The sequence below is a fragment of the Sphingobacterium paludis genome (genome assembly GCF_004364125.1).
Classification (GTDB): Bacteria; Bacteroidota; Bacteroidia; order Sphingobacteriales; family Sphingobacteriaceae; genus Sphingobacterium; species Sphingobacterium paludis.
Genome location: NZ_SNZV01000011.1, coordinates 68,271 through 90,910, shown reverse-complemented (window position 1 = coordinate 90,910; position 22,640 = coordinate 68,271). Strand labels below are relative to the sequence as shown.

Sequence of the window (22,640 nt, the reverse complement as noted above, 5' to 3'; positions counted from 1 at the left end):
ATGAAAATAAAGCATTCCCTCATGGTATTTTTATCTTTATACCAACTTGCCAGTCATGCGCAAGCGACAAAGCAGGATACCATCTACCGTACCTACAATCTCAAGGAAGTCCGTGTGCAGCAATTGCGAAATACGAAGGTAAAATCAGATACCTTGTCCAATACGATGAAGCTGCAGTTGCCACTTTTGGAAATCCCTCAAAATATCATCAGCATCTCCTCGGGATTACTACAGAGCCAGGGGGCGCTCGAATTGAAGGATGCCGCACGAAATGTAAGTGGTGTTTACTTTGGTTACAACAGTACACCATTCGATAATTCGGCTATAGTGCAGATGCGGGGTTTTATGGGATATACGACCCTGAATGGGATGTCCCGACGTTTTAACTACGGTGCTGTAATAGACGATGAAGCGCTGATCGAAAACATTGAAATCGTCAAAGGGCCCGCCGGTTTTTTGAATTCTTTTGGTGAACCTGGTGGTTCGGTCAATATTGTGACTAAAACACCCAAGCATAAACTGCTGAATGTGACTCAGTCACTGGGCAGCTTTAATTTCTTCCGTACTACGGCCGATCTGGGGTCTGCGGTAAAAGATAAAGGGTTTTCATATCGTTTAAACCTGGCTTATCAGCACCGTAATTCTTCCCTCGACTATTTAAAAACAGATAAATATGCCCTAGCTCCGGTAATCCAATACAATTTCAGTCCCAATACCTATATGCTGGCGGAATATAATCTGGTGCGTGGTGAAACAAAAAATGGAACAGCAATTGTTAAAGTGCGCAATGAAGCCGATAAACTCAAAGGACCGATTGCTGTGAATTACAGTGCGGGGCTTGGTCTGCCACGAAGTTATGCCCAGAATCAGACCGCACGATTGTATGGAGTCCATAAATTCAATAAATCCTGGCAGTTGACTTCCCAGTCTTCATTCCTCTGGTCACCTTACCGCTCCTGGAATATGACATCTGCAGGAAGTCTGGTTAATTTTAGGGATGGCGATACCACACGCCGGCGTAGTTCGCTGACGATGGGTGCGGGGAAGACCTTCTCCACCCAGTTATTTGCCAATGGAACGGTCACAACAGGTGAAATAAAACATCAGCTTGTACTTGGAGCCGATTACATCAATAGTAAGGACTCTCTATCGCTCAACAATGGAACAGCGCAATTTGTCTACCTCCGAAGCAACCCGGATAATCAGGTCGATGCAGCGGTGAGCAAGACGGTAAGAGCTTCGCGGCTCGATCGAAATACTTTCCTCCAATCGGTTTATGCCTACGATAATATTGATCTGCTGGAAAAATTGCGACTCACACTGGGTGCCCGATATACCTGGTACACAAGTGATCAACAGTCCGTCAACGCCAAAGGCGTTGTTCGCACAAATACATACCATCAGAAGGCTATTTCGCCACGTGCGGCACTGACTTATCTGATGGATAGGGCTACAACCTTTTACTTGCTCTATGATGAGACGTTTATTCCGCAGACAGGGCAGAAAGCGATTGTAAATGAGGGGAATGAAGTGGTGGGCTCTGAAGCTGTCAACCCTGAATACGGTACTAATATGGAGCTGGGAATCAAGCGGAATTTTTTCGGTTCCCGTTTGTATACAGGGCTGAGCGCGTTTCGGACGGTCAAGCGAAATGGTATTATCACCGACCTCGAACATGAGGGCTTTGTCAAAGAACTTGGTCAGGTGATCAGCAAAGGGATCGAACTGGATGTCATCGGTAATGTTACAGATGCGTTATCCCTGGTTGCAAATTATACTTTTGTAGATGCTGTAATTACTAAAAATAGTGATGAAAGCCTGATCGGGAAACAAACGCCCCAGACGCCACAACAGATCGTAAATGCCTGGTTACAATATGGTTTTCCCTTGAAAAATAAGGCGGTACTGAAGCTCAGCGTTGGTCAAAGTACATGGATAAAACGTAGTACCTCCGAAAAAGATCTGTTTATTCCTGATTTTACCAAATTTGATGCTGGGCTAAATTACACGCACAACAGGCTTTCTGTACAGCTTATCGCAGATAACCTGACCAACCGGCGTTATATGGCCTCTGGCGATATCATTTCATCGTACCCTTATGAAGGACGTAATTATTACTACATCGATGGCGATCCCTTTAACATTAGGGCAATAGTAGCTTTTAAATTTTAGCAGATATGATGTTAGAAGCAGTTGAATTGACGAAACTCTATGGCAGCCATATCGTGCTGGATCACCTAAACTTGCAGGTGAAATCGGGCGAGGTATTCTGCCTGATGGGGCAGAATGGTGCTGGAAAAACGACAACCCTCAATTTATTTCTTGGTTTTATTGCCGCTAGCTCCGGTCAGGCCTGGGTGGACGGAAAGCTGGTATCTCCTGGACAACAGTCATCGAATATCGCCTATATACCTGAAGTGGTGATGCTCTACCCGTATTTGAGCAGCCTGGAAAATCTGGATTTTTTTAGCCGGCTCGCGGGATACAGGTATCCAAAAGATAAACTCTGCGACTACCTGAGTCAGGTGGGACTGCAGCCGGAAGCATTTGAAAAAAGAGTGGGACAGCAGAGCAAAGGCATGCGACAAAAGATCGGGATTGCAATTGCCATGGCTAAAAATGCGAAAGTGATATTGATGGATGAGCCTACCAGCGGGCTGGACCCACAGGCGATGTATGAGTTTAATGAAAATGTGCGCGCGATGAGGGAGGCTGGAAAGGCAATCTTAATGGCTACGCACGATATTTATAGTGCTATCCACTGCGGTACACGTATCGGGATCATGAAACAGGGATCTCTGGTGAAAACGCTTCGCGCAGAAGGGATGCCAGCCGCCCAACTTGAAAATATCTATTTAACGGTTATGTCTTCAAAATAGGATTTTTTAAAGAAAAGGTTTTCGTGCATTGCGCAATAGTTTGATTGGCTTTTAACAGTGTGTTTATCGCTTTTAAGATGTTTGTTTGTTCTTTCATTTTTATTTGGATGATTTGCAATAGGGATAACCAACATGCTGAAAACGATTGATTTTTTTAAAAATAAATTATTCTTGATATACTAAATTTATAACGGATGAAAATAACTGCAATCCAATCGCGATTATTATTTTTGATAGCAATGAGCTGCGGCACAATAGGTCTATATGGACAGAAGAATTACGCACGGCCGAAGGTAAAACCTGAAAAAATAATTGATCTTAAATATGGTTCGCTTGTCAAAGCGTACCGCTCAGATGCAGCCATGGAAGCTTTTCGCAGCTATGGGCTTGGTCAATTTATACACTGGGGGCTATATGCGATTCCTGGGAATGAATGGGAGGGCCATATTTATACGGGAGCATCCGAATGGATAAGGAGCTGGGGCGGACCATCAAAACCCGAAGGCTGGGCGACAATCTATGATAATTTGTATAAGAAGTTTGATCCTACGGATTTTGATGCGAAAAGATGGGCCAAACAGGCGAAAAAAATGGGGGCGAAATATGTCATCTTCACAACAAAGCATCACGATGGATTTGCATTATGGCCAACCAAATTTTCGGACTATAACGTCTCAAAAACACCTTACAAAAAAGATATCGTCAAGGAGATCGTTGATGCTTATACCGCAGAGGGCATTGATGTGTTTTTGTATTTCTCCGTTATGGAATGGAACAATGCAAATTATATGGGCAGCAAGCCGAAGACCGACGATGAAAGGCAGAAGTTCGGCCGTTTTTTGGAATATACTAGGAACCAGATTTTCGAATTGCTCAACAATTATCCACAGGTTAGGGGCTTATGGTTTGATGGTACTTGGGATGAATCTTGGGTTTCCTCCTATGACTACACTTATAATCTTGAAAAGGAAATTCGTGATAAGTATCCACGGCTAATTATGGGGTCACGCTTTCGAAATGATGAGTTTGGGAAAAGGCATTTTGATAGTAACGAACAGCTCATGGGCGATTATGAACAGGTATGGGAGAGAAAACTGCCAAAACATGTTGGTTGGCTAGGAGGAAATGATTGGGAATCGGTGATGACAATTACCCCGGGGGACTGGGGCTATACCAAGAACTGGAATAATATGTATATCAAGACCAGCAATGATATCATTGGTCTAATGATGAAATCGGTATCAATGAACGGTAATTTTGTACTGAACTTTGGACCGGATGCGCTTGGTAATATGCATCCCGGAGAGGATAAGATTGCACGGGAACTTGGTGAATGGATGGAGGTCAATCGGGAGGCAGTCTATGGTGTAAGAAATGCCTCCGAATTTCCCGATACAGACTATGGATACTATACGCAAAAGGGGAACACGTTGTACCTGACAGTTTTCAATAGACCGATCGATGATCTTATTAGACTAGTTGTGTCTAAAGATGCCAAGACGGTCCCGGCAACGGCCAAATTGTTGATTGATGGGAGGATATTGGATATTAGGCGTGCCGACATCGGTTTTGATGGTGATAAGGACAATTATTTTGATATCAAACTACCGGAAAACCTGAAAACGAATAGGCCTTTTGTTGTCAAAATCAATTTGGATGCGGTTAAGGGCTCTAAAAAGCAACAAGCGGACGCGCATATGTAGCAGGGAATGAAACTTCCGGCATATGCAGATCCAGAAACAAACATGACTGTCAATCAATATGATCTTAAATATCAAGAATTGAATTTTTTACAGTTATGTACAGCTTCTGTCTGACAGCACTGCAGGAAGTGACGATCCGTATTGGATTCCAAAAGCAGGAGAGGGCTTAATTCGGCGTTGCTTTATCAAACCACCTTCCATTTTGACAATAGCTTCGAATCCGGAACAGGAGTAAATAAATTAAATTTTAGAGACATTTCTTCTTATTGGCCGTCTTTAATGAAATAGATGGCAAATTATAAAGAATAGGTTTAAAGAGATTTTGCTTGAATATATAATATAGGTTTTTTCGAACAGTATATAGTAGGGCATCCATATAGTGTGACAAATAAATGGTCTAATGGGCTTTATAACAAGTAAAACAAAAAAATATAAGAACAAATCTAATTTGTAGCTTTAGTGGGTTGAAAAATTTTAGAATACATATAAGCCTTTTTACATTGTTCTGTTTGGTGTTCTCGACCATGCCGAGTCAGGGCTATGCCTGTTCCAAAAAATCAACAAAGTCTGAGCATTCTTCCTGTTCAACGAAGGAATCCAAGAAATCTACGCATAAAAAGGTTTGCAAGGTCAAGTCCTGTAAAAAATGCAAAGAGGACAATTGCGGGGGCAAGTGCAAACATAGCTCTTGCAGATGCGTTGCTTCAGTCGCTCACCTAAATGTCGCCACTGTAATCGAATTAGAGGAAAGAAGCAACTTTGCAGCAGCTGAAAATCAAAAATTCGGTTTCAAAAAAGTCTACTGTTCTTCGGGCTTTTTCTCCATTTGGCTACCGCCTAAAATAAGCTAATCTATGGCTTGATAGCCATAGGTGCGTCCTGTTGAAGCTGCCAAGGCTTTCGCAAATCTCCTATCAGTATTGTTTATTTAAGGTTTAGAACAGAAATAGGTTTATAATTCACCTGTTTCTCAAATTTATTATAATGAAATCATTATCAAAAGTAATGATGGTAATCACCGTGTTACTATCATCAATAAACGGAATCGCACAAATTAAGAATGCGAAAATTGAAAGCGTCAAGATTTACGGCAATTGTGGTATGTGCAAAAGCGCTATCGAAAAAGTAGGTAACATCAAAAATGAAGTCAGTGTGGATTGGAACAAAGATACGAAGGTTGCTATACTCAGATATGACGGCGAGAAAACAAACATGGATGAAATCCTCAAACGTATCGCTTTGGTTGGTTATGACAGTGACAAGTTCCGTGCACCTGACGACGTTTATGCGAAACTGGCCGGATGCTGTCAATACGATAGACCGCTGAAGACGGTGTCTGGAAATAAAGACGCAAAAGTACACATGGATGCCGGACATAACAATACCGATTATAGCGAAATGGCAGAACCCGCTCATAAAGATGCCGGCCAAAAGCAGTCACAGCTGAAAGCTGTATTTGACAGTTACTTTTTACTGAAAGACGCTTTGATAAAAGCCGATGCGGCGACCGCATCGGCCAAAGTTGCTGAATTGGCGGCATCCATTAAAGCAGTTGATATGAATAAGTTATCGGCAGAGGAACATAAGGTTTGGATGAAGTTAATGCGAGACTTGACGGCCAATGCAGAAAGCATTTTAAAAGCAGCAGATGTTGCAAAACAAAGAGCTGGTTTTGCGGCACTTTCGGTAAACATCTACACCTTGGCTAAGGTGACTAAACTGGACGCCCCAATTTATTACCAGCACTGCCCTATGTACAATGAAGGCGAAGGAGCCAATTGGCTAAGTAAAGAGAATTCCGTTAAAAATCCATATTATGGCTCACAGATGCTCACCTGTGGCAGTACGGTAGAAATCATTAATAACAGTTCTGAAAACAATGGTAAGACCAGCAGGGAACTGTAGGATTATAGTTGGTTTTTCTGACTGCCGGTAAGGTACATGAAGGAGCTTGAAGCTGAGGCAGAGGGTTTACGGTTACGCGAAGCACATGGGCTTGAAAGTGTTGACAGCAGCGTTATTAACAATACCGCGGTCAACGTTGCCTTTGTCGGTAACCGACTAATCGACATGATTGCCGCGTGGTGGCGGTAGAAATGTAGCTGAAACTGCATGCATCGTATTGCTCTGTCAAACTTGGTTACTTCGTCAAATTGATGGACTTCGGCAAACTCGCTTATAAAAAGGTGGTAAAAAACCTGATATGGGCAATTCGGCCACTACGTTGTAGCGGATGCTGCTTGCCTTAGACGTACTTGATCAAAAAACTATTTTTATCCCAGCTATGGAGGCTGTGCAGACCTGCAGAAAGCGCCGCTGTAGTGGCTATTCATGCAAACTTATTAGAAATAAAAAAATAAATAGAAATGAAAAACTTAATATTATCCATTATAGCCTTTACTATGGCATTTTTAACAATATCATGCAATCATGGATCGAAAAACGAACAGTCTTCAAATAATACTGCCGTTTTACCACAAGATCAGACGGTGTCACAGCCAAAAGAGGTCGGTACAACAGGAGAGAAAGCTGTGCGTGAAACAGCTAACGGTCCGGAATCAACAGTAAAGCAACCGGTAAAAAGCTTTTCTATCGCGGCCATTATTACCGATTATCTATCGTTAAAGAATGCTTTGGTTTCGGACGATGACAAAGCCGCTGCCAGCGCAGGGAAAAAGCTGTTCGCTACTTTGGATAACGTTGACATGACGGTCATCCATGCCGATAAACACAAAAAATATATGGACATAGCAGAAGATGCCAAAGAACATGCAGAACATATTAGCGAAAATGCCGGTAACATCCATCATCAAAGAGAACATTTAGCTGTATTAAGCAATGATTTGCAAGATCTCATTGATTTATTTGGTACATCACAAATCCTTTATCAAGACTACTGTCCGATGTTCAATGACGGAGAGGGTGCTGTGTGGTTCAGCGAAAACAAGGCCGTCAAAAACCCTTACTACGGATCTAAAATGATGACGTGTGGTAAAGTGGAAAGAACAATTAACGGTAAATAAATTTTAGGGTTATGGAAAATAAACGAAACAGCGGCAACATTCGGCATCCTTATATCTATGATATCTTGTTGCGCGCTAGCCATTATGAAATCGGAAAGACGCATTTGACGATCCGGGAATTAAAAGAGCTGCAAAAAAAAAACTTAAAAGCGAAATTCCTGCAAGCCGCTGGCCTAAGTACCAGACTCTTGCAGCGGTTGCCTTTACAGGGAACAACCATGAAGTACACTACGTATGCAAGGATAGCGAGGGTCATGAATTAAAAAAGGGAAAACAGTAATTTCCTGAAAAATCAAGCTACAATGAAAAATGTATGTCAATAAAAAAGAAAATCATGACGGGGTTGGCTATCGCCCTTTTAATTTTACAGTTCTTTCAGCCGTCACTTAACCGGTCGGATGAATTATCAGCCGCTCATATTGAAAATGTTTACGTCCTACCCGAAAATGTGAAGGCTATCCTGGTCCAGTCCTGTTATGACTGCCACAGCAACAATACCAGATATCCGTGGTACAGCCGTATACAGCCCGGAGCGTGGTTTATGGCCAAGCATATCCAGCATGGCAAAGCGGAAGTCAACTTCAGCGACTTCGGAGAATATTCTGTCCGCAGGCGACGAAGTAAGTTCAGGGCTATGTCTGGACAGATTAAGAATGGAGAGATGCCTTTGTGGTCATATACACTAATGCATCACCATGCAGTGTTATCAACAGAGGATAAACACATTTTGATGGATTGGTTTGGTAGAATGGAAGATAGTATAAAATAAAATTTTCAACTAATGGATAGATATAAAAATATACCCAAAAGGATATGGCAAGCAGCGTTCATACTGCTTTGCACACAAACGCTGTTTGCACAAAAAGTAGTGCACTACGATTTGTACGTGAAGGATACACTTGTCAACTATGCAGGTAAGCAAAAAAGGGCGATTGCCGTAAACGGGCAAATCCCGATGCCAACCCTTACCTTTACCCAAGGTGACACTGCTGAGATTGTGGTACACAACCAGTTGAAAGAAAGTACATCATTACATTGGCATGGTGTTTTTTTACCCAATAAAGAAGATGGTGTGCCCCACCTTACGCAACAGCCCATTAAGCCCGGTACTACCTATATATACCGTTTCCCTATTATTCAGCATGGTACGCACTGGTATCATTCCCATTCAGGTTTACAGGAACAGATAGGTATGTACGGCAATTTCGTTATGAAAAAACGGGAAAATGATAAAAGCTATAGAAAGGGGATTGACGATTTGCCAACCGTACCTATTATCCTAAGCGAGTGGACAAACTACAACCCCAACAATATCAACCGGATGTTGCACAACGCCAACGATTGGGCTGCTATAAAGAAAAATGCAACCCAATCGTACCTTGAAGCCATTAAACAGGGGAAGTTCGGTGTAAAAGTAACTAATGAGTGGAAACGGATGCTCGCGATGGATGTGAGCGATGTGTATTATGATAAAATCCTTATGAATGGCAGCAATTCTCCCGAACTGAAAACAATCGATGGCAAGACCATAAAGGCAGGAGATAAAGTACGACTTCGCATATCAAACGGCGGCGCATCTTCGTATTTTTGGCTTCGCTACGCCGGAGGCAAAATGACCGTGGTTGCAAGCGATGGCAATGATGTGGAACCTGTTGAAGTGGACAGGTTGATCATTGCGGTATCTGAAACTTATGATGTGGTAGTCACCATCCCCAAAAATGGCTTGGCTTACGAATTTTTAGCTACAACCGAAGACAGGACACAATCTGCAAGCTACTTTATCGGTAACGGTGTCAAGCAGCTTATCTCTCCGATGCCACGATTGAAGTATTTCGAGGGTATGAAGATGATGAATGATATGATGAAGATGAATGGTGATTTAGACGATATGGGCATGAATATGAGCCTAAACCAAATGGACATGAACGTGGTCATGTATCCCGAAATCACAGGAGAAGAAGGAAAGAAAGCAGATCACAGCCAACATCAGGATATGAATACCGATAGCGAATCCAACCGTTACAATGCAAATGCTTTGGCTGATATTGTTACCCTAAATTATGCCATGCTCAAATCTCCTTACAATACATCGCTTTCCAAAGATGCGCCTATAAGGGAAATGAAAGTTACGCTTACTGGAAATATGAACCGTTATGTTTGGAGCATGGACAACAAGGTGCTCTCCGAAACGGATAAAATACCTGTCGAAAAGGGCGAGATATTGCGTATCACCATTTACAATAATTCCATGATGCGCCACCCGATACATCTGCACGGGTTCGATTTTAGGGTATTGAACGGCAATGCTGAAAATGCGCCGCTTAAAAATATCATTGATATCATGCCGATGGAAACAGACACCATTGAGTTTGCCGCCAATGAAGAGGGCGACTGGTTCTTTCATTGCCATATTCTATACCATATGATGTCGGGGATGAACAGGGTTTTTTCCGTGGGCGATTACCAAAATCCATACTTGCCCGACAAGGCGAAAGCCTATAATGCGCTAAAGCGGGAAAGTAATATGCCCCATTTCATGGCGCAGAATGATTTTGCAACAAATGGAAATGACGGAGAGGCAATGTATCAAAACACAAGATGGTCATTAGGTACAGAATGGCGTTTAGGATATAATGATATGCACGGTTATGAGGTAGAAACACATTTAGGGAGATTTATAGGTAAAATGCAATGGTTTAAGCCCTTTATCGGATTTGATTGGCGATACCGTAAAATGGGAATGGACGAACACGAAGCAAATTTGTTCGGGCAAAAAAATGAAAAAGATACACGTCGAGCCTTTAGCTTAGGTTTTATGTACACTTTACCGATGCTGGTCAATTTTCAAGCAGAAGTATATCACGATGGTATTGTGCGTCTGTCGTTAATGCGTGAGGATATTCCTATCTCCAAGAGGCTAAGGGGCGGCTTTATGGTCAATACAGATTTTGAATATATGGGCGAACTCAGATACATTATCAACAAGAATATAGGTATTAGATCCCATTACGATAGTGATATGGGGTTTGGGGTAGGTCTTGCCCTAACGTATTAAACTAATTAATTAATAGGGTTGTAACCTGCAAAATCGTAGGAATTACTTTTGAAGCAGTGGGTGATGCGGGTATGATACGTAGTGATTAACCTGCATCATACCACAACCTATTAAGGCCGCCGAAAGATCTATCTATCGTGGCATTACCAACTTGAGGGCCCTATTCCACACGTAATCGTTCTTCTTCTAAATCTAATTTATGAAGATGACGTCTGATAAATTCTTCGTCGATGAGCGGATTGTTTTGATTTTCCAGTCTAAGCCACGAACGTTGCTTTTCAATCGTTGCAAAATAGACATCCTTTCCATCGTCAGAAAGTCCCAATATGGACTCTTCATATTTTTCCTTTTGCCATCTCGCTAATATATTCTTGATATATTTTTTTTTGTCGTTATCATCTCTAATTTCTTTATTTAAATAACTTAACGCAGTGTTTTTTATTCCGTTTTGCAATAATAATGCGGCTTCTTTTTCAGATAAATGATAGGTCGTTTGGACGGGGATATTTAGCCATTTTATTAACGCTGGGAGTGTTAGTCCTTGAAGGATTAATGTAACAAGAATCACAACAAAGGTTATAAACAATATCAGGTCTCTATGCGGAAATGGCAAACCGTTATCAAGCGCTACAGGAATTGACAACGCAGCAGCCAATGACACTACGCCCCGCATTCCCGTCCAGCCGAAAAGCAAGGGCGATTTTCGATCCGGATTCGGATCGGCAACCGCAATAAAGTTTCTCATGATCAATGTTACCAGTACAGCTGCATAGGAAGCAACAAATCGTAAAATTATCAAGATAGCCGTGACAAGTAATCCATATCCGATAGCCGTTGATATTTTAGTACCCTCGTTCTTTAATCCTTCTGTAATTTCTGGTAAATCTAAACCGATTATAAGAAATACGATTCCATTTATCAAAAACGTAAAACTTTCCCAAACATTAAATCCTTTCAAGCGTGATTCAGGTGTTTTCAGAAATTCGTGCCTCCTTACGGAAAGATATAGACCTCCACTTACTACAGACAATACACCTGAAGAATGAACTTCCTCGGCGGTGATGTACATAACATAAGGTGTGATCAAACTTAGGATGACGTCCATATTAACATCTGTAGGGAAATTTTTATGAATCTTCAAGAAGACAACTGCTATAGCCAGTCCCATTCCGACACCGCCAACGACCATCCAGCAGAAACTTAGTGCAGCTTGCTGCCAAATAAATTGTCCAGTTGCTACCGATATCATTGCAAATCGAAGAATAATCAGAGAAGAGGCATCATTAAATAGACTTTCTCCCTCTAAGATAGTCGAATAATTTTTCGGGACCTTAACATATTTGAGAATTGCACCTGCACTGACAGCATCAGGTGGCGAAACGATCCCTCCCAAAACAAATCCAGCAGCTAGCGAAAAGCCGGGTATATAGGTATTAGCGATGAAGGCTACAACGATTGCATTAAGAAAAACGATAATGAAAGCAAAGCTTGTTACAATACGTCTTAACTTCCATAATTCTTTCCATGATACCTGAAAAGCAGCCTCATACAACAGTGGCGGGAGAAAAATAATAAAAATCAATTCCGGATTAATTTTAATCCTATGAATTTCTGGTATGACGCTAATCAGCAGGCCAGCAATTACCAAGAGAATTGGATAAGCAACCCTTAGTTTTTTTGCAAGCATAACGGTAAATACAATGGCTATCACAAGAGCCAAATAAAAAGTAAAGATCTCTGCCATGATTAAGATAAATGGTGTTTTTTCTGTCCAAGTCTATCGCAAAATTTTATGATCGCGTGCATTTTCAATTCGATTTCTGATAAATGACTGAGCTAGTCCATAGTACTTTATAAAATATTTTTACATTCATTGACTTTGGACAATATTGGTTCGATAATGAGTTTTTTTATATAAAAATAGCCGTATCAATCGCCGATAAAGCTATTTATGTTGATTTTTTTTGCCATAAGTAAGCAGATAAGCATCGCTTTACGACGCCAAAGAAGTGATTTCATCTTTCGTATTTTAAATAGCTTATATGGTTGACTTAATTTTAATTATGCGATACCATATCGCGATTAATAGACGCTTTGGTTATCGTATTGTCCCAGATTATTTTGCCAAGCTGGTAGAGCTTAAGGGCGCTTCTATCAAGCGTTGAAAGATCGTTGCCAATGAAAATTTACGGAGACCTTATTGGGTAATTTCTTGATAAGTTACGATCCTGGATATCAATTTCTATTTTTTTTAGGGACAATTGCTGTTAACGATCGTCTTTACGGTTAACGCCACAGGAGAGAGATGTAGTTATCGATTGCTGATTATCCTTATGCGTATAAATGATCACAAAAGTTACAGCTTGTCTGTAGCGTATGAGTAATACTAAAAAAAATGGATAAAAAAATCAAAAAATTTTATGTGCCACCGGTTATCGAAATGACGTTGGTCGAGATGGAACAGGGTATCGTTGTCGGTTCAGCGATCGTTAAGGTGGGATCTGCAAATTCACAGGATGTCCCACAGGTCGAAGATTGGGAGGATCAACAGATTGGCGGCTCCTCGAAGATCGACTTTTAATTCGAAAGATCATCCGGGACGGACGATTGCTTTGCAATGCTTTAATTTTGGCTTTTTTATGATATCGAAGATAAATTTGTTTTTCTGCGCGGCATTTTTTGCGTTGCTGTTGCAATCGTGCACGCGTGATGGTGAAGATGGTACGCCGAGTGGCGGTACGTTGCTCAATGTACAGGTCAACGGCATAGACGGTGATGACGGCAAGATGCAGGGCATGCATACGGGTAGCGGGCAGGGTTTGCTGCGTAGTGATGTAGGCTCTTCTTCCGGTTCTTTCTCCCAGCCGTCAGCACCCGTGCTGGAAGATAGGGCATCCGGTCTGGAATACCGGGGCTTGGTGGAAATCCGGGACATGCCTTCGGGAGTGCATGGCGGTGGAGCGCTTCGAAAGGAAGTGGCTATGTCCAGTCCGCAGAAGACGCTGCAATCGGCCTCGAGCTCACCCTTGCCGTCCGGTGTCAAGTACAGGCTGCAGATCTACAATACCGCTGATAAAAGCAGGAGCACGCCCGTTGTGGATATTGTTGCGAGCGTTGGTTCAGCAACCCAGATCAACATCGATGCGGGCAAGTCGTACGACTGGTTTGCTTTTTCAATTAACGATGCGAATGTTGTTCCGCAAATTGTTCGGGGAGTAGTGTCCGGGAATGACACCAAAGCTAAGGACGTACTGCTGGGCTCCGGCACGATCAACACCGTTTTCGGAGAAAACCTGCTGAACATAACTTTCCAGCGGAAGACCTCCAGATATGAGGTGGTGCTCGATGCCTCGGGAATGTTCGGGGGGATCGATGCGAGCACAACGATAAGGAATGTTGTCAACGCCTCGGGGGCCGGAGTGCTCAAGTACGGCGACCTGAATATATTTACGGGCAACTACTCGAACATAAAGAACTACGACCTTACAGGTGTGCTTCCGACAACCACGAGCGCCCGGACCTGGACGTACAATCTATATTCGGTTGACAATTCGACTAACCTGGCGGCAAATGCGCTTGCTCTGCAGTCTGGAAATATAAGGATAAACAAATCGAGTGGTTTTTCGAGCGAAGCCACGGTAGACTTTCCGGCCTCCACATTGCCATTTTCGCATGTGGCATTCAAGAGCACGATCGGAAGTTCCTATAAGCTCTCCATTCAGATGATTGAGTCGCCGGTGACAGTTGCCGGTGTGCGTTGGGCAAGGACGAATTTGGTTTTTTCAAGTCCTCGGTCACTCATGGCCAATCCGGAATCTCCGAGCAATAGGCCGAACACTGGCGCTGCTGCTTTTACAACAGTTTTTCAAGTTGGAAACCCATCGGGTTCCGATCCCTGCCTTGGGTTGGCTCCGCAGGGCACTTGGCGGCTGCCCACGGTGAACGAAGTGACGTTGTTGACCGAAGCAAAATATTTTAACGAAACCGCTAAAGTGGTTCGTTTTGCTACATCGGCCAATAACAACGGAGGGCTTTTCGGAATTGAATACAAGTTGGATGCCGGCACGGTGGTTCAGTCGAATTATCCCCAGTACTCCCAAAAGCTGTTCTTCCCTTTGGCAGGAGTATCTTATATTACTGCGGGAGGCATAGGAGGATATGGTTACGCAATCAGGGAGAGCAGCAATGAGGCGCCCCTAGGAAGATATTGGGCGCGTGATGCAAACGGCAGGGTGAGGGCTTTTTCGATCAGTGTATCGAAGAACGGCGCGATCATCAGCGACTGGAAAGCCACGATAATTGACCAGATAAACGATATCAGGTATTCTGTTCGATGTGTTCGGGCGCTGTAGGATCAATAATGGTTCGGAATGGGGTGTGATAGCATCATGTAAATATTTCACGAGCATATCTTGAGGATTTCACGTGGCTGTTGTATATCTATCGTTCATCATATCATTACACGAAGTAAATAAAGAGGTTAATATTGTCTCACCTCAACTGATTAACAGAAGGATTTATAATAAACATTTGAAATAGCATAAAAAAGACGAAATGAACTTCAGTTAAAAATCAACTAGGTATTCGCTGACGTTGTTTTAACAAAATGTATTTTTTTTCATAGGTAAAAATATGTGATTCAATGGTTCTTCTTTTTAATGATGTTGATCTTTTATAATTATAAACTTTTTTTTTAAAATACCTATTATAAACTATTTGCTAATTAATTTATTCGGTTATGATAATTAAATTAATCAACTATTCGAGGGTAATAGTCAGCGGATTGGCTATCCTGTCGCTTAATGCGTGTCAGAAAACCATTTTGCAAAGTAATGTAGCTGCCGACAGCGAAATTTTACCAAGCGTTGGAAAACCTGTTGTTTACGATCGTTTTGAATCTGCAGCTATTATTGAAGCTGAGGCCGCTGCTGGATACAATAGAGGTGATATCATACCAGATTTCAGCCGGGTCGGATATCGTTGGGGCGATGAATCGATTCCTACAGTGCCGGTGGCGATAACCTTGCAGGCACCCGCCGGTGGAGTCGATGCAAAAGAGATGATTCAGAAAGCAATCGATTCGCTATCAAAATTCCCTTTGGTTGGGCGTCATCGCGGAGCCATCCTGTTCAAAGCGGGAACTTATAATGTTTCTGGCCCACTTATCATCAACGAAAGTGGCATAGTATTAAGGGGAGAGGGAGCTTCAACATCCGGTACGGTGTTGATAGCGACGGCTACTACCCAGCATAATTTTATTACGTTCGCTGGTGACGCAAAATTGAACGGTTCACCCGCCGGAAACAGAATGAATGTAAAAGACAAATATGTTCCGGTGGGACGATTTTGGGTAACGGTGTCAAATCCTGATGAATTTCAGGTGGGCGATGATGTAATTCTACATAGGCCGGGATCCCAGAAATGGATCAATGACATAAAAATGAACAAGCTTACCAATCCTTGGAAGCCAGATGATTACATTATCCGACAGCAAAGGGTAATCACGCACATTTCCGGGGATACCCTCCATTTTGAAAATCCGAATGTTATGGCTTTGACCGAGGACTATGGAGGCGCAGCCGTTTACAAATATAGTTATGAAAAGCGGCTGAGCGAATGTGGCATTGAAAATATGCGGCTGCAGTCTGCATACGTCAGTAATGCAAACGAAAACCACGGTTGGGAAGCGGTACAATTTAACTGTGTGGAGCATAGCTGGATGCGCAATGTGCAAAGCGCACACTTCGGCTACAGTCTGGTGTCGATAAAAGTCAATTCGAAAAATGTTACGGTGATAGATAGTGAGTGCCTTACGCCGAAGTCTACCCTCAATGGTGGCCGACGGTATAACTTTGAGGTAAATGGATCCTTGAATTTGGTAAAGAATTGCCGGTCTACCGAGGGTAGACACGATTATGTGACTGGCTCAAAACAAGCAGGGCCGAATGTATTTACACAGTCCATAGCTGAAAAATCGCACTATGATTCTGGTCCGCACCACCGTTGGAACATGGGGACATTGTGGGATGCACTAACCCTCTCGGGAGGAAATGGAGGGACACTATTTGTACAGGATCGTCAAAATGCCGGGACTGGGCATGGTTGGGCGGGCATCAACCAGGTTTTATGGAACGTTTCCGCTAGACAGGTTGTTGTACAGCGTCCGGATTCTTCGGGCACAAACTTTTCCATCGGAACCAAAGGTAATAAGGTACGCGGCTCTTTTAGCAGGCCTGACGGTGTCTGGATCAGCCAAAACATACCCGTTGAACCACAATCGTTGTATGAAGCTCAATACAATTATCGCAAAGCTAGATATCCCGGAGGTGTTTTCATGGTATTTTAAGCTAACCTACTCTTTTTTTTAGATTTCGGATTCTGGGCACTACTTAGTTACTGCCTAGAATCCGAAAATTCATAAGCGTTGTCATAGCTTTTTGACCCTTATCCGCTAAGTTGGATGAAATATCGGTTTTTATTGCATCTTTAGGACAAAAACTGCGTATTGTAATTTCGCTAGTTCATACTGATAAATATCCCATCTTCTATGTGCATTTGGAGTCAAGACTGCAAAGCAATTTATCACGCAAGAGGTGACTTTTAAAATATCGGTAGTGCATAGGGTTTCTTAAAATCAGGTTCCAGATGTACTATTTTTAAGCGACGCTTGTAAATCGGAATTGATAATGTCGATCATATCTGAAGCTTGTAATAATACAATGATGAGGTCGAATGATTTCTTTTACGACTATAGTATAGGTCTTATTCGTGCGAAATAGCTTGTGGATCAAATCGCTTCTTTGGCGGTAATTCTTTCTATCGTCCATCATCTTAATAATAACCACCACAATTATCTACTTAATTATTTTTTACCGAAAATTTATATGCAAAACAAACGATCTGAAAATTTTAAACTGTTAAATGTTCATGTATTGCGCAGGTCCACCTTGATAATGGCAGGTTTTTTTTCCTGCTTAGGCCATCTAATGGCAGATGGATCTGCTGGCGTAGGAAATAGACCAGGAGCAATCATAAATAGTTCGTATTTGCGAGTGCAAGTTGAGATCACAGGCCGCGTCCTGGACCAGGACGGAGCTCCTGTGAAGGGAGCAACATTGACAGCAGTAGGCACTTCCAACAGCGTCTCTACAGACGAATTTGGACGATACAAGTTGATAGCCCCAAAAGATGCTGTCTTGGAAGTAAGTGCAGTAGGCTACAAAACAAGTTCTGTAGCTATAGAGGGACGGACTATCGTCGATATCACCATAAGCTCAGCCGTACACGAACTTGACGATGTGGTTATAGTCGGATACGGGTCACGCCGCCGTAAAGACGTTACTGGGGCCATCGCCTCTCCTGATCTTAACCTCCAGAAAGAGGCCCCTAATGGCAACGTAATGTCTTCTTTGAGGGGTACTACCCCTGGTCTAAACATTGGGCAAACTACTCGAGCAGGCGAGAACCCTGCTATATCGATCCGAGGTACCAACTCTATAAATGGGTCGACAGCGCCATTGATCGTTGTTGATGGAATGATTTATCGAGGGAGCCTATCCTCTATTAATCCTAACGATATCGCCAGCATTGACCTGCTGAAAGATGCGAGCGCAGCGGCGGTCTATGGCTCTCAATCTACCAATGGTGTTATTATCGTTACGACTAAAAGTGGTACGGTGGGTGGTGAACGCGTGAGCATTGACTATTCTGGAGGCTTCTCGATACAGGAAATGACTAACAAACATATGATTCCGCTCGACGGACCAGGTTTTATGAAAAAAGTAGGCGATTGGTTTTTGGACGAAAGTCGGCTAGCCAGCGACCGCACCATGTTGGATCCTGAATGGGATCCAGGTTTGAAATTCGATCCAATAATCCAAGAAAACTACCGTAATGGGCATGAAGCCGGATGGTGGAATCTACTAACCAATCCTAACCCGCGAATTCATACCCACAATCTGTCGATAAGCGGCAATACGCCACAGAGTAGGTATTTTCTTTCGTACGGATATTTTGATCAAAATAACCTGATCAAAGAAGACAAATACAAACGCCATACTCTTAGACTCAATCTGGAGTCAAAGATATTACCATGGATTACAGTAGGTGGTCAGACTTCGTTTACGGCAAATGACTTCAGTGGAAATCCACCGAGCTTTGCCGATATCGTACAATTGAATCCTTACAATTTGCCATTTGATCCGCAAACCGGTGACCAGTTAGAAGTTTATAAAAACACCACAGTACCAACAATTCTTGAAGTTATGAGAAGGAACAGAAATCAAGATTTGAACAAAAATTTCGTTGGAAACTTCTTTGCCACAGTCAATATTCCAAAAGTGGAAGGTTTGAATTACAGGATCAACTTTGGGAATAACTACACCGAATACAAGGAGTTCAATTATGAACGCACTGAACCTTTGGGAAAAGCGTTCAATTCCCATGCGTATGACTATTATTTGACCTTGGACAACATTTTGACATATAACCGCCGTTTTGGTAAACACGGCATCGACGCCACCTTGTTGTATGGTATGGAGCGTAATAGCAATTTTGGAACACGTACTAATGCGGAAGGTATTGAAAATGATGTGTTGGGTTTCAATCGTCTAGATGCGGGAAACCCCGCACTATTAACAGTGGTCAACACCGGTTGGAGAGAGCAGATGCTTTATCAAATGGCTAGATTATCGTACAACTTCGATGATAGGTACATTTTTACTGGAACAATACGTAGGGACGGGTTTTCCGGTTTCTCAGAACTCAGCAAAACGGCTGTCTTTCCTGTTGCGGCCGTTGCTTGGCGTATCAGCCAAGAAGGATTTCTGAAGTCTAACCGGGTAATCGATGATTTGAAATTACGCATTTCCTATGGTACCACCGGTAATCGGACAGTAGGCAGATACGCTACATTATCGCAATTAACGAGTACCATCCAAGAGGGTTACCACTTTGGTGATGGCGCTGCTCCTCAGATAGGGTCCTTTATCAGCACGATGGCAAATACGTCCTTGAGATGGGAAAGAACAACATCTTTCAATGTCGGGTTAGATTTTGCGCTACTGGAAAATCGGATTTCCGGATCATTTGAGCTGTATAATTCCAAAACAAGAGATCTTTTGAATGAGCGAGAACTGCCAACGGTAACAGGGTTTTCATCCATATCGATCAATACCGGTTTGATCGAAAATACAGGTCAGGAGCTAAGTATCACGGGGATCCCTATCCAGACGGAGAATTTTACTTGGCGTATCAGTGCAAACCTTTTTCGAAACAGAAATAAAATAGTGGATCCAGATGGAACGGGAAATGACGTATTGAAACCGGATCAAACGCAAAGTTTAATCGTCGGACAGCCACTCGGGGTGGTGCGCGACTACCGCATTTTGGGCATCTATCAAGAAGCGGATGTAATCCCGCAATCGCTGATCGATCAGGGCTTCAGAGCGGGACAATACCAATTGGAAGATGTCAATGGTGATGGCCGAATTACTGCAGACGATTTACAGATATTAGGTCGCTTGGACCCATCTTACAGTTTCGGTGTGGGCAACGATTTCAAATATAAAAATTTAGAATTCAAATTTTTCATCAATTCCATACAAGGCGGGAAAAATTCTTATCTGGGTACTCCCGGTATGCTTCTGCGGAATCCAGACAACTCGCGATTCAACAACTCTTTTGACTTCGATTATTGGACGCCGGAAAATCCGGATGCCACCTATAGAGCGATTAATTATTATACTCCGGCGTACGGTGCATATGCTGAGAACTTCCACCCTTATCAATCCAGAAGTTTTATCCGTCTGCAAGATGTCACATTGACTTATCGCTTACCGGAGTCTTGGGCCGGTCGCGCAAAATTGGCCAATGCCAGTGTGTTTGTCAATGCACAAAACCTCTTAACCTGGACAAAATGGGATGGTTGGGATCCCGAAAGCAATCAATTTGATAGCAGCTCCGAACAAGCTGTAACGCGTTCTATCGATCGTGGGAGCTTTGGTTCTTCAACAGGGAGAACACCGATTGGAGTTGGTTTAGATCTAAATGGTTCGCCTGTTATGAAAACCTATTCTTTCGGTATCAATGTTAGTTTTTAATGTAAAAAAATTTAAAATGATAAAAGTATCTAAATCTATTATCTATTTAGGCTTGGCCACTGGAGTATTTACTTCTTCCTGTAATCGTGATTTCCTGAACGAAGAGGCAATCACGATTTACACACCGGAAAACTCCCTTCAGAATGCAAGCCAATTTCAGACGGCAATAAACAATCTTTACAATGGTGTGCGAAATATCCACTACGGGAATGATATAAATTTAGACGCCTATTTCGGATTATTCTATGCAACTGACTTTGCTTACAATGCAACGGATTACGCGCCCGCTGCAAAATTAAATGAATACGAAGCAACAATGTTACCCTCGTATACCGTTCCACAGGAAATTTGGACGTTGATGTACAAGATCATAACAAATGCTAATGTAGTCATTAATAGGGTAGGCTCGTCCGAAAGTCTTTCCGACGATGAACGGAACAAATTCTTGGGTGAGGCGTTGTTTTTTCGGGCATATTCGTATAACATGTTGGCGAATTTGTATGGCGGAGTGCCTTTGGAACTCGACGGGCAGACGGTCCCAAGATTTGATTATACTCGGGCTACCAGAGCGGAAGTGTACCAGCAGTGCCGTATAGATTTTGAAACCGCGATATCAATGCTTAAAAACATAGAACAGGTTCGAGATGGAGAGGTCAACAAGCAGATAGCGCAACATTATCTTGCAGAAACCCTGATTTCCCTAGGGGATCATGAAGCTGCGGTCACCGCAGCAACAGAAGTGATCAATCATAGCGGTTTGCACTTAATGACGGAGCGTTTCGGCAGACGCCTCAATGATCTGCCCAAAAACGATGTATACAGAGATCTTTTTGAATATGGCAATCAGAATTATAGTTCTGGGAATAGGGAAGGGCTTTGGACCCTTCAGTCTACTTTTAACAATACTGCATCTGTCGGCGATCGATTGGTATGGGCCATTGTCCCAGCTTTAGGTAGTTTGGCTTTGCCTTCCTCTGTCGATCCAGGTAGAACATCACGTTTATTTTTAAATGGATTGTTCAACGACGAAGTGTCGTTAAGAGGCGTAGGTTGGATAAGACCTACCTCACATTTCTTATATACAGTCTGGTCGGACAAAAATGATATCCGAAACTCTCCAGCGAATATTGTGCGCGACTTTCGCATAGAGGGAGTACCGACCTCTTCTCCGCATTATGGTAAATGGTATGTTGCTGATGGATATAAAGCTCAAGTGCTTCCGGTGGAATTCAGAGATACGATCCGTAGTTTCTATCCGGTTATCCGAAAAACAACTGTATCTAGAGGTGATTTTCCAGCACCGTATCTGAATGGGACACCGGCTCCTTTTGGTGGAAGCCAATTGCGCAACGAGAACTTCACCTGGCGCGCAAAATACGTGGCACGGCTGGCCGAGACCTATTTGTTAAGGGCCGAAGCCTATCTAGCTATGGGCAATACAGGATTAGCAGCCCAAGACATAAATCTTATAAGAGCTAGATCGAAAGCAGGTTCGGTGGCGGCAGCACAAATAGATATCGATTTTATTTTAGATGAGCGCCTCCGCGAATTATACGCAGAGGAATTTAGAGTAGTCACCTTGGGGAGGCTGAATAGGAGGTATAATAGGGTGTCAAGATACAATCCGCTTTCTGGATTGACCATAAAAGAATACCATAACCTTTGGCCGATTCCACAAAATGAGATAACTCAAAATACGGACGCCGTTATCGATCAGAATCCGGGTTATCGAAATTAGTATTTAATTGTTTTATTTCCCATCGCATCTATTTAGGCCATCTCGTTCGGGTGGCCTTTATTGTGCGCGGGAGTGGTCCGGGCAGAACAACATACAAGGGGAGTTTATCCAGCTGGGCAAGCCTACCCAAAACAATTTGATA

Annotated in this window: 15 protein-coding genes; 14 read left to right on the top strand and 1 reads right to left on the bottom strand. The window is 42.7% G+C overall.

Going from position 1 to position 22,640, the window contains the following annotated elements:
* The 9 genes from B0I21_RS18075 (at nucleotide 1) to B0I21_RS18035 (ending at nucleotide 10,660) form a co-directional block, all read left to right on the top strand.
* Complete coding sequence (locus tag B0I21_RS18075) at nucleotides 1-2,172, top strand: TonB-dependent siderophore receptor (RefSeq protein WP_166637899.1); 2,172 nt, start codon at nucleotides 1-3, stop codon at nucleotides 2,170-2,172.
* A 5-nt stretch (nucleotides 2,173-2,177) separates the two neighbouring features.
* On the top strand, nucleotides 2,178-2,879 hold the full coding sequence (locus tag B0I21_RS18070; protein ID WP_208292389.1) for an ABC transporter ATP-binding protein: 702 nt from the start codon (nucleotides 2,178-2,180) through the stop codon (nucleotides 2,877-2,879).
* A gap of 194 nt (nucleotides 2,880-3,073) precedes the next feature.
* Nucleotides 3,074-4,582, top strand: coding sequence for an alpha-L-fucosidase (locus B0I21_RS18065; protein WP_243836239.1), 1,509 nt, complete (start codon nucleotides 3,074-3,076; stop codon nucleotides 4,580-4,582).
* A gap of 984 nt (nucleotides 4,583-5,566) precedes the next feature.
* Nucleotides 5,567-6,487, top strand: a complete 921-nt coding sequence (locus B0I21_RS18055; protein ID WP_133641893.1) for a DUF3347 domain-containing protein — start codon at nucleotides 5,567-5,569, stop codon at nucleotides 6,485-6,487.
* A gap of 36 nt (nucleotides 6,488-6,523) precedes the next feature.
* Complete coding sequence (locus tag B0I21_RS20215; RefSeq protein WP_166637898.1) at nucleotides 6,524-6,676, top strand: hypothetical protein; 153 nt, start codon at nucleotides 6,524-6,526, stop codon at nucleotides 6,674-6,676.
* Nucleotides 6,677-6,948: 272 nt separating this feature from the next.
* Nucleotides 6,949-7,605 (top strand): DUF3347 domain-containing protein, encoded by a 657-nt coding sequence (locus B0I21_RS18050; RefSeq protein ID WP_133641892.1) that lies wholly within the window; start codon nucleotides 6,949-6,951, stop codon nucleotides 7,603-7,605.
* 11 nt (nucleotides 7,606-7,616) lie between these two features.
* Nucleotides 7,617-7,868: a hypothetical protein gene (locus B0I21_RS18045; protein ID WP_133641891.1), complete on the top strand. Its 252-nt coding sequence runs from the start codon at nucleotides 7,617-7,619 to the stop codon at nucleotides 7,866-7,868.
* A 50-nt stretch (nucleotides 7,869-7,918) separates the two neighbouring features.
* Nucleotides 7,919-8,374, top strand: a complete 456-nt coding sequence (locus B0I21_RS18040) for a heme-binding domain-containing protein (RefSeq protein WP_133641890.1) — start codon at nucleotides 7,919-7,921, stop codon at nucleotides 8,372-8,374.
* 12 nt (nucleotides 8,375-8,386) lie between these two features.
* Entirely contained in the window at nucleotides 8,387-10,660 is a 2,274-nt protein-coding gene (locus B0I21_RS18035) for a multicopper oxidase family protein (protein ID WP_133641889.1), read from the top strand.
* A gap of 160 nt (nucleotides 10,661-10,820) precedes the next feature.
* On the opposite strand, the gene B0I21_RS18030 is transcribed toward B0I21_RS18035, so the two are convergent.
* The gene (locus B0I21_RS18030; protein ID WP_133641888.1) at nucleotides 10,821-12,404 is read right to left on the bottom strand and encodes a Na+/H+ antiporter; all 1,584 of its coding nucleotides are present in this window, start codon (nucleotides 12,402-12,404) and stop codon (nucleotides 10,821-10,823) included.
* Between the two features lie 651 nt (nucleotides 12,405-13,055).
* Here B0I21_RS18030 and B0I21_RS18025 point away from each other — a divergent pair.
* The 5 genes from B0I21_RS18025 (at nucleotide 13,056) to B0I21_RS18005 (ending at nucleotide 22,498) form a co-directional block, all read left to right on the top strand.
* Nucleotides 13,056-13,241: a hypothetical protein gene (locus B0I21_RS18025; protein ID WP_133641887.1), complete on the top strand. Its 186-nt coding sequence runs from the start codon at nucleotides 13,056-13,058 to the stop codon at nucleotides 13,239-13,241.
* 58 nt (nucleotides 13,242-13,299) lie between these two features.
* On the top strand, nucleotides 13,300-15,012 hold the full coding sequence (locus B0I21_RS18020) for a hypothetical protein (RefSeq protein WP_133641886.1): 1,713 nt from the start codon (nucleotides 13,300-13,302) through the stop codon (nucleotides 15,010-15,012).
* Between the two features lie 386 nt (nucleotides 15,013-15,398).
* The gene (locus B0I21_RS18015) at nucleotides 15,399-17,006 is read left to right on the top strand and encodes a pectate lyase family protein (protein WP_133641885.1); all 1,608 of its coding nucleotides are present in this window, start codon (nucleotides 15,399-15,401) and stop codon (nucleotides 17,004-17,006) included.
* A gap of 607 nt (nucleotides 17,007-17,613) precedes the next feature.
* Nucleotides 17,614-20,760, top strand: coding sequence for a SusC/RagA family TonB-linked outer membrane protein (locus B0I21_RS18010; RefSeq protein ID WP_166637897.1), 3,147 nt, complete (start codon nucleotides 17,614-17,616; stop codon nucleotides 20,758-20,760).
* Nucleotides 20,761-20,776: 16 nt separating this feature from the next.
* On the top strand, nucleotides 20,777-22,498 hold the full coding sequence (locus tag B0I21_RS18005; protein WP_243836237.1) for a RagB/SusD family nutrient uptake outer membrane protein: 1,722 nt from the start codon (nucleotides 20,777-20,779) through the stop codon (nucleotides 22,496-22,498).
* Nucleotides 22,499-22,640 lie beyond the last annotated feature (142 nt).